This window comes from Chryseobacterium electrogenes (assembly GCF_053553015.1).
In genome coordinates this window covers 1,928,826-1,940,924 of record NZ_JBNPPB010000002.1, presented here as the reverse complement: position 1 = coordinate 1,940,924, position 12,099 = coordinate 1,928,826, and the positions used below count along the sequence as shown (strand labels likewise).

Genomic DNA, 12,099 nt, shown 5'->3' with positions numbered 1-12,099 from the left:
ATAAATTTAACGTAAAAACGTTTAAAAAATTTTGAGACTTAATATACAAAGCATTGGCCATGTTATTAAGTCTCAAAAATAATATTTTACAAAGAATAATATCTAATCTTTCGATAAGAAATCTAAAACTGAATAATCTCCTAAGGATATTTCTCTAGATACTCCATAATATTTAGCCGAGTTACCAATCATAGAATTGGATAAATTACCATGATCTATAACAGTGCTTTCTTGGATTAGAGAATTTTCTATGTTAGAATTGTTGATTTTGGTATTGTTTCCTAATGATACAAAAGGTCCAATCTTAGAATTACTAATAACTACATTTTCTCCAATAAAACATGGCGGAATAATTAGTGAGTTTTCAATTTTTGCAGATGCTGGGAAATGCGACATTTCTTCTTTTTCATAGGCTAGAATTTTACCATTAGTTTCTACAGTAGCATTCTTATTACCACAATCCATCCAATCGTCTACTTTTCCTAGGGAGAATTTTGCACCTTTTTGACGAAGGTTTTCTAGAGCCGTTGTTAGCTGATATTCTCCACCTTCTTTGATGTCATTATCCATGATATGGTTAATCTCGCTCATTAATTTCTCAGCACTATTAAAATAATAAATACCGATAATCGCTAAGTCAGAAACAAATTCTTGTGGCTTTTCTACAAAATCTGTTATAAAACCATAATCATCTAATTTTACAACTCCAAAAGCAGAAGGATCATCTACTTTTTTAACCCAAATAACACCATCAGAATTAGTATCTAATTCAAAATCTGCACGGAATAATGTGTCTGCAAAAGCCACAACAACATTACCTTGCATGGATGCTTCTGCACATTTTATAGCGTGTGCTGTACCCAATGGTTCGTCTTGTGTGTAGATGCTTCCTTTAGCGCCTAATCTTTCTGCAATTTGAACTAAAGATTCTTCTACTTCTACACCAAAATCTCCTATAATAAATGCAATTTCTTCAATTTTTTCTCCAGCAACTTTAGCAATGTCTTCTACAAGTCTTTGGACAATAGGTTTCCCGGCAATAGGGATTAATGGCTTAGGAACTGTTAATGTGTGTGGTCTCAGTCTTGAGCCACGTCCAGCCATAGGTACAATAATTTTCATTATACTAAAAGTGTTTTGTTTTTATAGTTAGTTTGTTATAAAATTTGATTCTAAAGCTTAAATGTAAATATTAATTTCTTTTCAATTTCTGTAAAATCGAATCTGGAATTAATTTTTGAGTCTTTATTAAAATCAACGCCAAAAATAGAAATATAAGATTACCAATCCAAACACTTTCCCTTAAATATTGGTAACATATTAAAGAAACGAGCATTGTGATTAAAATTATCACGCTATTTGGGTAAATATTATACGGAATTGGATATTTTATTTGTCCCCAAATGTAAGAAACGACCATCATCGTAAAGTAACTTGCAATAGTTGCCCATGTAGATGCCCAATAACCATACCTTGGAATGAAATAAAAATTAATAGCAATAGTTACCAATACACCAATTGCCGAGATATAAGCACCAACAATGGTCTGGTCATTCAATTTATACCAAATAGAAAGGTTGAGATATATGCCTAAGAATAAACTGGCAAAAAATAAGATTGGCAAGATGGCAATCCCCTCATAATACTCGGGGTTCCTTATATAATAATGAGAAATCCACTCGATGTTAACACTAAGGAACAATACTATGAGGCAATTAACAGCAATGAAAATATCCATTAATTTGACATAAGTTTGCTTTGCATTAGCACTTTTAGAATGGCTAAAGAAGAATGGCTCAATGCCCAAAGAATAAGCTTGCCTAAAAAGAATAACAAAGGTTACAACCTTAGCTACACCACCGTAGACGCCCAACTCATGTCTTGCAATTTCTTCAGGAAGTAAGAACTTAAGAAACTGTCTGTCAAAGGTTTCGTTAATAATTCCTGCTAATCCTGCAATGGTTATTGGCCAAGAATATTTGATCATTTTTTTCCATAATTCCCAAGAAAAATATTTAATTCTAGCAATTAATATTTCTTTTAGCAAAAGGATGAAAGTTACAGCACTAGCCACGAGATTGGCAATAAAAACATAGCCAACTCCTAATTCTGGATTATATTTTAATCCTAGTAATCCTTCGGGGTATTTTGGTAAATACACAATGAAAAAGAATACCAAAATAAAATTAACAATACCATTAATGATTCTTATTGATGCATATTTTAGCGGTCTTTCGTTTTTTCTTAATAATACAAAAGGCATCGCACAGAATGCATCTAAGGTTAATGTAATCGTTATTAATGTTAAAAGATTGACTTGATCTGGTGTCTTAAAAGCGTTAGCCAAATCTTGCTTAAATATTAACGAGAATACTAAATACAATAAAGCAATAACTGCTACGCTATAAAAAGAGGTAGAAATTAACTTTCTGTCATCTTTTTCGTCTAAAGCAAAACGGAAAAACGTCGTCTCCATGCCGTGCGTTAATAAAACAGCGATAACGCCTGCCACCGAATAAAAATCAACAAATGGCGAATAAGCTTCTGGCCCAAAAGTTCTTGTTATAATGGGACTTATAACAAAAGGAAACAGTCGGATAATAACCGTGGTTAATCCATAAAGTGCCGTCTGTCCTAATAATTTCTTATACAAAATTGAAATATTTATGCAAATGTAAATAATTAGAAAGTGATTTTTATTCTAGGTCTTAAAATTCATTCATAAATCTTACTTTTGTTTAAAGCGAAAAAGAAAGAATACATCTAGATTTCTAATTTCTAATAAAAAGTAAAAAAGTGAAAATCCTTATTAAAAATGCTAAAATTGTCAACGAAGGACAAACCTTTGATGGTGATGTGCTCATCGAAAATGATTTAATTTCAAAAATTTCTAATAACATATCAGATACCCAAGCGGATCAAATCATCGACGCATCAGGAAAATATCTTTTGCCAGGCGTTATAGATGACCAAGTACATTTTCGTGATCCAGGTTTAACGCACAAAGGCGATATTGCGTCTGAGTCTAAGGCGGCTATTGCTGGCGGAATTACCAGTTTTATCGACCAGCCTAACACTGTTCCTAATGCGATAACACAAGAACTTTTAGAAGAAAAGTACAGACTCGGTGCAGAGAAATCTTATGCCAACTATTCATTTTCTATGGGCGGCACTAATGATAATCTGGACGAAGTACTCAAGACCAATCCTAAAAATGTTGCGGCGATCAAGCTATTCCTTGGATCGTCTACTGGAAATATGTTAGTGGATAATCCCGAAACTTTGGAGAATATCTTTAGCAAAACCAAAATGCTTATTTGTGTGCATTGCGAAGACGAAGCAACGATAAAAGCCAATACAGAAACTTATAAAGCGGAGTATGGCGATGACATTCCTGTAAAGTTTCATCATTTGATAAGAAGTGAAGAAGCTTGTTATAAGTCGTCTTCTAAGACAGTAGAGCTGGCTGAGAAAACAGGTGCGCGCTTGCATATTTTCCATTTGTCGACGGCTAAAGAAACGGCTTTGTTCCGCAATGATATTCCATTAAAAGATAAGAAAATCACGGCTGAAGTTTGTGTGCATCATTTGACTTTTACCAATGCCGATTACGATACTCGTGGTAATCTCATCAAGTGGAATCCCGCGGTAAAAACCCAGCAGGACAAAGACGGACTTTGGGAAGCGCTCTTGGATGATCGCATAGACGTTATCGCCACCGATCACGCGCCGCACACTTGGGAAGAAAAACAAAATCCATACACAAGTTGCCCTTCTGGAGCGCCTTTGGTACAACATTCTTTACCGGTGATGCTGGAGAATTTCCATAATGGGAAGATCTCTTTGGAGAAGATTGTGGAGAAGATGAGCCATAATCCTGCTATTTTGTTCGAAATTGAGAAGCGCGGCTTTATCAAAGAAGGCTACAAAGCTGATTTGGTTTTGGTAGATTTAGCCAATCCATGGACTATAGAAAAGGACAATATCCTGTACCACTGCGGTTGGAGTCCTTTGGAGGGTACACTTTTGCATAGTAAGATCACACACACCTTTGTCAATGGACATTTGGCTTATGATAATGGTAATTTTTCAGAAGAGAAGAAGGGCGAGCGATTGTTGTTTGATAGAGATTAATAGGATTTGGGCGCCTTATCCGCCTTCCGCTCTCAATCTTTTTGATCGTCGTTCCTCCTTTCAAAAAGGATTTCCGCTCAAGTCGGGGCGCAGGCTAGCGTTACCAAAGCACTATTTGCCGAATAACAGATATTGAGATTAATTGCATAAATAGTTTTATATTTAAGCATAAAACCAAACGTCAGATTATGAATTATAAACAACCGATGCTTCGAGAAGATGCATTACAAGATAAAGTAGCCATCGTAACAGGTGGCGGTAGCGGACTGGGAAAGGCAATGACCAAATATTTCCTAGAGTTAGGTGCCAAAGTTGTCATTACCTCCAGAAACTTAGAAAAGCTACAAGCAACAGCCAAAGAGTTAGAAGAGTTAACAGGAGGCAAAGTCTTAGCCGTAGCTTGTGATGTACGAAACTACGATGAGGTAGAAGCTGTAAAGGAAGCCACACTTAAAGAATTTGGTAAAATAGATATTCTGCTTAACAATGCGGCAGGCAACTTTATATCACCAACAGAACGATTGTCTGCTAATGCCTTTGACACCATTATCGACATCGTATTAAAAGGAACCAAAAACTGTACGCTATCTATCGGGAAACATTGGATAGATACCAAAACCTCAGGGACAGTTCTTAATATTGTGACTACTTATGCGTGGACAGGCTCTGCCTATGTTGTGCCATCTGCAACGGCTAAAGCTGGCGTGTTGGCTATGACGAGAAGCTTGGCAGTAGAGTGGGCTAAGTATGGTATCCGTACCAACGCTATTGCTCCGGGACCTTTTCCTACCAAAGGGGCGTGGGACAGATTGCTGCCAGGAGATTTGCAGGAGAAATTTGACATGACCAAGAAGGTACCGCTAAGAAGAGTAGGCGACCATCAGGAGTTGGCTAATCTTGCGGCGTATCTTGTGTCAGATTTTTCTGCGTATGTTAATGGAGAAGTGGTGACGATTGACGGTGGCGAATGGTTGCAGGGTGCAGGACAGTTCAATATGTTGGATCAGATCCCTAAAGAAATGTGGGATCAGTTAGAAGCCATGATAAAAGCCAAAAAAGCTAATTAATATAAATTTCAAATGAAAACTGTGCGTGACTTTAACTGAAATTATGCACAGTTTTTTTATGCCTTATAATCATGATAATTCTTTTAATATAAGAAGTTCTTAATTTTATTCATTAATTTGCTTTCATATAATACTAAAGTAACATGAATTTTAAACTCCCTCACAGATTTGCCGTCATTGCATTAGTTTCTATTGCGACCCACGGCTTTGCACAACAGACATCTAATTACGATTATAAAGAAACTTTTAAAGAAGCTTTCTATACAAAAAATGGTAATGAGTTTCGCTCCGCAAGTGGGCAGCCAGGACCACGATATTGGCAAAACTCTGCTGATTATAAAATTAATGCTTCACTTAATCCTGAAAAAAAAGAACTTACAGCATCACAAGAAGTAGATTATGTCAATAATAGTCCAGACGAGATGAGTTTTTTATGGATGCAATTGGATCAGAATCTATTCAGTAAGACATCTCGTGGTAATGCTACTATCCCAATGAGTAACTCTAGATATGGCGATAAGGGGCAGAGCTTTGATGGTGGTTATGACATTCGTTCGGTTAAGGTTAATGGACAAGTTGCTAAGTATACAATTACCGATACAAGGATGCAAATAGACCTGCCTAAAAATCTTAAAGCTAACGGCGGAAAACTGAAAATTAATATTGATTACTCTTTTGTAGCTCCAGATTATGGATCAGACAGAATGGGTATTTTGGAAACTAAAAACGGTAAGATTTTTACCATGGCGCAATGGTTCCCGAGAATGGCTGTCTATGATGATATCTTGGGTTGGAACAATGATGCTTATCTTGGTGCAGGAGAGTTTTATCTAGAATATGGTAATGTAGAAGCTAATATTACCGTGCCGTCTAACTATTATGTGATGGGTTCTGGAGAATTGCTTAATACCAAAGATGTCTATTCTGCAGAGCAACAAAAACGTTGGAACGAAGCTAAGAACAGCGATAAGACGGTGATGATTAGAACAGCTTCTGAGCTTGGGCAAGATAATACTTCTGGGACTAAAACATGGAAGTTTAAGATTAACCAAACTCGAGATTTTGCTTGGGCAGCCTCTCCCGCATTTATAATAGATGCAGCGCGTATTAATTTGCCCTCGGGGAAAAAGTCTTTAGCCATATCTGCTTATCCTGCAGAGAGCGATGGGCAAGCCGCTTGGAGCAGATCTACAGAATATACCAAAGCATCTATAGAGCATTATTCTAAACAATGGTATGAATATACTTATCCTGCAGCAACTAATGTAGCTGGTAACGAGGGCGGAATGGAATATCCAGGTATTGTTTTCTGTAAATTTACCTCAAAAGGAAAAGGACTTTGGGGAGTTACCGATCACGAATTTGGGCATAATTGGTTTCCGATGATTGTAGGCTCTAATGAAAGAAGACATGCATGGATGGATGAAGGCTTCAACACATTCATCAATAATCTATCCACTAAAGAATTTAACAAAGGCGAATATTATAGCAAGAAGCCAATTAGAGGCATGGCATTTTACCTGTTTAACGATAAGTTAGAGCCTGTAGATACACCACCTGACAATATGAAGGAAGCGAGTATTGGCGCACTGGCTTACTACAAACCTGGTGCAGCAATGACGGTTCTTAGAGAAAGTATCTTGGGACCAGAGAGATTTGATAAGGCTTTCAAGGAGTATATTAACCGTTGGGCTTTTAAGCATCCTGTTCCTGATGATTTTTTCAGAACGATGGAGAATGTGTCTGGAGAAGATTTGTCTTGGTTCTGGAGAGCTTGGATTCTTAATAATTGGAAGCTAGATCAAGCCATAACTAACGTAAAATATGTAGACAATAATCCCGCTAATGGATCTATTATTTCGGTGTCTAATTTAGAAAAAATGGTAATGCCAGTTAATTTGCAAGTGAAATATAAAGATGGTACAACTCAGGATCTTAACTTACCAGTTGATATCTGGAGACGTAATACGGATTGGACTTTTAGAGCAGATACCAAAAAAGAAATAGAATCTGTTACCCTTGATGTTAATGGAGATTTCCCTGATATTAATACGGCTAATAATACCTTTAAGATGAATAGTCCTGCAATAGAAAAAATTAATCTTAATGATTTTGTAGGTGTTTTTTCAGCTAAAGAAATACCAATTAAATTCACCTTGAAAGTTGACAATAATAAGCTTACCGCTCAGGCAACTGGTCAGCAATCTTTCCCGTTAGAGTATCAAGGAGATGGTCGTTTCAGCTTTGATATGGCTGGAATTGAGATTAAATTTGCTAAAGACAAAAAGACTTTTGATATTTTACAAGGCGGACAGACTTTCACTTTTAAGAAAGAATAATATCCAATACAATTCATGAAAAGGCAACTTCGGTTGTCTTTTTTTTATGCAGGAAAGTTAATCTCAAAGCCAATTCCTCGGATAGATTCTATCTTAATCAATGGATCTTGGCTGAGGTATTTTCTTAATCTGCTGATAAAAACGTCCATACTTCTTCCTGTAAAATAATCATTAGTTTCCCAGATTTCTTCAAGGATGGCGTCGCGTTTTATGGTCTGATGATTGTGTTTTAGAAGGTATTGAAGCAAGTCTTTTTCCTTTAATGTCAGTCGGATGTCGCCATTGCTATGTTGAAGTAAGAGTTTCTCTATGTTTAAAGTGTATTCGCCGATTTTAATAGTATTTTGAATGCTTGGTGTGCTTGTTCTTTTCAGTATATTATTGATTCTTAAGATGAGTTCTTCGGGATCACAAGGTTTTGAAATATAATCGTCGGCGCCAATTTTCAATCCCATAATTCTATCAATCTGTTGGTTTTTAGCCGTTAGAAACAAAATTGGAAATTGTGGATGCTTTGTTAAGATCATTTTGGCTAAAGAAAAACCATCAATATGAGGCATCATGATATCAAGAATCCCAATGTTGTAGGAGAAATTGTCGTCTAATTGATTGGCTATTTCTAGAGGATTGGAGAACCAAGATACCTCGAAATCACTCAACTCCAGATATTGTTGTAAGATCATCCCAAAATCTGAATCGTCTTCTACCAATAAGATTTTAGTTTTCATAAGGCAATGTTAGTTTGAAAGTTGTACCGATGTTAACCTCGCTAGTTAGTTCTATCTTTCCGTTATACTTTTCGATTATACTTTTAACAATAAAAAGCCCGAGACCTAAGCCTTTTGTGTTATGGATATTATCTGATTGGACTCTATAAAACTTCTCAAAAATATTATTAAGTTCCTTTTTTGCAATGCCAATTCCGTTGTCGGTGATGCTAATTTCTAGTTGGTTTTTGATGATCTTAACTTGGATTTTAACTTGAGTAGCACCATATTTTATGCTGTTTTCAGATAGATTCTTAATCAAGGTTTCCATGTCGGTTTTGTTAAAGGGAAGCTGTTCTGGAGTATGGTTTTCAAAATTAAATTCGATTTCTGGATGTGAGAACTTCAAATCTTCAATAAAATAATTCCAGTCAGAGAATACTATATTACGGACTTCAATAGTTGTATCGTCATCATTATGGAGTTGGTGCATGAGGCTTTCTAAGCGATTAATTTGTCTTTCTAGCAACGGAAGATTGTTTTTATTCCAGTCTTTTTTTAAAGCTTTGGTAGCAATTTTTAAAGTAGCAATGGGTGTTTTGAACTCGTGTGCAATATTGTCCACCACGGTATGCAAGACTTCTACTTGTTTCTGTTGTCTGATGAGGTTTTTGATTGTCAAAATAAATATCCACAACACCGCCGCAAGAATTAAAATACAACAAATAATCAGAATCCATAAGTCTTTGAAGACAATGGATTGGATGTTTTTTATTTCGTAATAGTTGGCAGTTTTGGTTTTGTAGCTATTCAATCTTGGTGTTGCGCTATCATTTTTGTCGTCATCAGTCGTGGATGATGATGTTTCCCAAGTTCCATCTTGTGTTTTTCCAGGCTTGGTGACTTTTCTGGAGGTCTCGAAAATCGTAATTGGTTTCGTGAACAGTAATCGGTCTTCCGGAAGATATTTAGTGCTCAACAAGTCATATCTAGTCGCGACTTCGTAATGGTCTTTACTGAAAATACTGTCTATTAAAAGGGTGTAAGATGGAATAGATTTTTTATTAAGGTGCTTGATGTTCTCTCGAAATTGCGACTCGTTAATTTTCCCTTCTCTGAATTTTACAAAATAACTTTGCACAGTATCTTCTCGCAAACCATATTCCTTTTTGAAGTCATCTCTGTAATAATCCAGTTGCCCAATAACATAATCATAAGCTTGACTTTCTTTAATTTTATAAGTTTTATACAAGAAATAAACTTGTATCCCAACCAAAATCAGGAACATTATAAAAAATATAGCAATCAGTTTTTTATGATTCTTAAGCATGAGCAAATATAAAATTTTCCTTAATCCTAAATGGACGTTAACCTCGCATTAACCTTTCATTAACCGAATTTCTTGTGGATAAAATTCAATTTTGTAGTGTTAAAATTAAACTTTAAAACATTAATCCATGAAAAATATATTTCTCGCCTTATGTTTTCCGGTTCTGGCGATGGCTCAGCAACAGAAAATTGATGTTAAGGTAACCAACGATCAGCAACAAAATATTTCGCAAGCTAAAGTTGAGGTTTTTAATACCAATAATGTTTTGATTAAAAGTTTTATGACTAATGACGAAGGCATTTTCAGCTTAGAAGGCATTACAGAAAATCAAATCAAATTAGTCATCAACGACCTAGAATACGCAACATTTGAGAAGCAATTAGATTTATCAAAATCTAGTTTGACCTTTAATATAATTCTAAAAAAAGAAAACACTTCCGAAATCGAAGAAGTAGCCATTATCAAGAAAAAACCTGTTGTAAAACGGAAAATAGATCGACTAGAATTCAATGTAGAGAATAGTAATATTTCTAGCCTTAGCGCTTGGGAGATTCTTAAAAAAACACCTGGCGTTGTGTTCTCCAATAATGATTTTAAAATCAAAGGAAGCGGCGGTATTCTTATCACCATTAATGATAAAAAAGTAATGGTATCAGGCGACGAGCTGAAAATGCTTTTGGAAAATACTCAAGGTAGCGACGTGAAATCTGTGGAAGTCATCACCAATCCGCCAGCAAAATATGAAGCCTCTGGTAATGCCGTTCTTAACATCGTGATGAAAGAAAATAAATTAGAAGGTTATCGTGGCTACCTGTCTGGGAAGTATGTCCAATCGATGTATCCTAAAGGCGTTGGCACGATTGCGCAGTATTACAAAAAAGGAAAGTTTTCTACTATGGCTAGCTATTCTCGCGGTGCTGGTGCCTACTATCGAGCAGAAGATAATTATATTTATTATGAAGAAGATCAGACCACTTGGAAGGGTATTCTTAACCGAAAAGATATCAATAATCAGCAGAATTCTGTTAATGCATCTGTAGAATTTCAACCTAATGAAAACACCTCTTTGGTATTAGGATACAGAGGTTATTATTCTCCAAAATCTTATGGGATTTACCACGTTCCTACCAAAATTTATAACGCACAAAACGTGATGGAATCTTACTATAACACAATTAACGATCATCACAGCAGTTCTATCAATAACAATCTGAGCTTGCAGTTGGATCACAAATTCGGGAAGAATAAATTGTCTTTTACCTCTTATTTTATCGCCAATAACAGTAAGGATTTTCAACATATTTTTACCGATCTTAACTTTGTTAATCAACAACCTACTTCTCAAACATTAATAAGTGACAGCGGTCAAGATGTTAAATTGTTCTCGCAACAAGCGGATTATAATTGGAAAAATGAAAAGTGGGAGCTGGATGCAGGTGCAAAATACAGCATTGTAAAAACCAACAGTATTCTTAATTTTTCGGATGACGAAAACGGAGCTATAGTTTATAGACCAGAGAAAAGCAATGTTTTCGATTATAAAGAAGGCAATGCAGCGGCTTATGTTTCCTTAGCGCTTAATTTGGATAAATGGAGTTTTAAAGGTGGATTACGTGCAGAAAATACGGATTTGACTGGCATCGTTTCTGAGCCTCATGAGGTTAATGATAATCAATATCTTAAATTATTTCCAACGGCTTACATTCAATATACGACAGAGAATAAGCATCAATTCGGGTTTTCTTATGGTAAACGAATTACAAGACCCAGCTATTCTTGGTTGAATCCCGCCAAATCGTACTACAACTTATTCTCATATTTTCAAGGAGATCCAAGGTTAAGAGCAACGATACGTCATGATTTTAATTTTACTTATAACTTTAAAAACTGGAATTTCGAGGCGTTTTATAGTAAAAACATTGATCCATCAATGGAGATTAATTTCCAAATGCCAGATACTAAAACATTGGTCTATCGTTACACAAATATTGAAAAAGCAACGTCTTACGGATTCAGTCTTGCGCGCGATTTCCAAGTAAAACCTTGGTGGACGATTAGCGTTTCGGAAGATCTTTACCATGACGAAAATTATTTTTTCGGGATGGATAAGCAATTGTATAAGAATCAGGTTTGGGTGTTTAATTCCAGTATTTCTACGAGTTTTACATTGGATAAAGCGTCGGATTGGACATTAGAAGTTGGTCATCAATATGGTTCTCCTGGTATACAAGGGACTTTTAGATATTCCGGAAATTGGACGGCTTATATGGTGATGAACAGAAAATTCTTTAATAAAAAACTAGAAGCAAGCCTTTTCTTTGATGATATTTTTAAAACCTCAAAAGAGAAATTAACCACCAAGTATGCCAATCAAAACAGTTATTTTTATGATTACCGCGATACTCAGTTGGTATCTTTAGCTCTTAAATATAATTTCGGAAATCAATCGGTAAAAGCAGCGAAATCTATCCAAAAAGCAGATGAGCAAAGCCGATTATAATTAAGTTTTTTTCAATAAAATA

Annotated in this window: 8 protein-coding genes; 4 read left to right on the top strand and 4 right to left on the bottom strand. The window is 35.6% G+C overall.

The annotated features are described in order from the left end of the window. Window positions 1–102 precede the first annotated feature (102 nt). Window positions 103–1,122: a sugar phosphate nucleotidyltransferase gene (locus ACQQ6V_RS08910; RefSeq protein WP_448845172.1), complete on the bottom strand. Its 1,020-nt coding sequence runs from the start codon at window positions 1,120–1,122 to the stop codon at window positions 103–105. A 70-nt stretch (window positions 1,123–1,192) separates the two neighbouring features. Then, window positions 1,193–2,653, bottom strand: coding sequence for a lipopolysaccharide biosynthesis protein (locus ACQQ6V_RS08905; protein ID WP_448845171.1), 1,461 nt, complete (start codon window positions 2,651–2,653; stop codon window positions 1,193–1,195). Window positions 2,654–2,796: 143 nt separating this feature from the next. Here ACQQ6V_RS08905 and ACQQ6V_RS08900 point away from each other — a divergent pair, with 143 nt between their 5' ends. The 3 genes from ACQQ6V_RS08900 (at window position 2,797) to ACQQ6V_RS08890 (ending at window position 7,540) form a co-directional block, all read left to right on the top strand. Beyond that, the gene (locus ACQQ6V_RS08900) at window positions 2,797–4,134 is read left to right on the top strand and encodes a dihydroorotase (RefSeq protein ID WP_448845170.1); all 1,338 of its coding nucleotides are present in this window, start codon (window positions 2,797–2,799) and stop codon (window positions 4,132–4,134) included. 188 nt (window positions 4,135–4,322) lie between these two features. After that, window positions 4,323–5,201, top strand: coding sequence for an SDR family oxidoreductase (locus tag ACQQ6V_RS08895; RefSeq protein WP_448845169.1), 879 nt, complete (start codon window positions 4,323–4,325; stop codon window positions 5,199–5,201). A 143-nt stretch (window positions 5,202–5,344) separates the two neighbouring features. Further along, entirely contained in the window at window positions 5,345–7,540 is a 2,196-nt protein-coding gene (locus ACQQ6V_RS08890) for a M1 family metallopeptidase (RefSeq protein WP_448845168.1), read from the top strand. A 44-nt stretch (window positions 7,541–7,584) separates the two neighbouring features. Here ACQQ6V_RS08890 and ACQQ6V_RS08885 read toward each other — a convergent pair whose 3' ends face one another. Next, complete coding sequence (locus tag ACQQ6V_RS08885; protein ID WP_448845167.1) at window positions 7,585–8,268, bottom strand: response regulator transcription factor; 684 nt, start codon at window positions 8,266–8,268, stop codon at window positions 7,585–7,587. After that, a complete protein-coding gene (locus ACQQ6V_RS08880; RefSeq protein WP_448845166.1) occupies window positions 8,258–9,535 on the bottom strand; it encodes a sensor histidine kinase in 1,278 nt (425 codons plus the stop codon). The genes ACQQ6V_RS08885 and ACQQ6V_RS08880 overlap by 11 nt, the downstream gene beginning before the upstream one ends. Window positions 9,536–9,704: 169 nt before the next feature. Between ACQQ6V_RS08880 and ACQQ6V_RS08875 the strand changes: the two genes are divergently transcribed. Further along, window positions 9,705–12,077, top strand: coding sequence for an outer membrane beta-barrel protein (locus ACQQ6V_RS08875; RefSeq protein ID WP_448845165.1), 2,373 nt, complete (start codon window positions 9,705–9,707; stop codon window positions 12,075–12,077). The last annotated feature ends 22 nt before the right edge of the window (window positions 12,078–12,099 follow it).

Bases quoted from the DNA above. Each gene is read 5' to 3' on its own strand.
- ACQQ6V_RS08875 (WP_448845165.1), top strand. From the start codon at position 9,705: ATGAAAAATATATTTCTCGCCTTATGTTTTCCGGTTCTGGCGATGGCT.
- ACQQ6V_RS08890 (WP_448845168.1), top strand. From the start codon at position 5,345: ATGAATTTTAAACTCCCTCACAGATTTGCCGTCATTGCATTAGTTTCT.
- ACQQ6V_RS08880 (WP_448845166.1), bottom strand. From the start codon at position 9,535: ATGTTCCTGATTTTGGTTGGGATACAAGTTTATTTCTTGTATAAAACT.
- ACQQ6V_RS08885 (WP_448845167.1), bottom strand. From the start codon at position 8,268: ATGAAAACTAAAATCTTATTGGTAGAAGACGATTCAGATTTTGGGATG.
- ACQQ6V_RS08910 (WP_448845172.1), bottom strand. From the start codon at position 1,122: ATGAAAATTATTGTACCTATGGCTGGACGTGGCTCAAGACTGAGACCA.
- ACQQ6V_RS08895 (WP_448845169.1), top strand. From the start codon at position 4,323: ATGAATTATAAACAACCGATGCTTCGAGAAGATGCATTACAAGATAAA.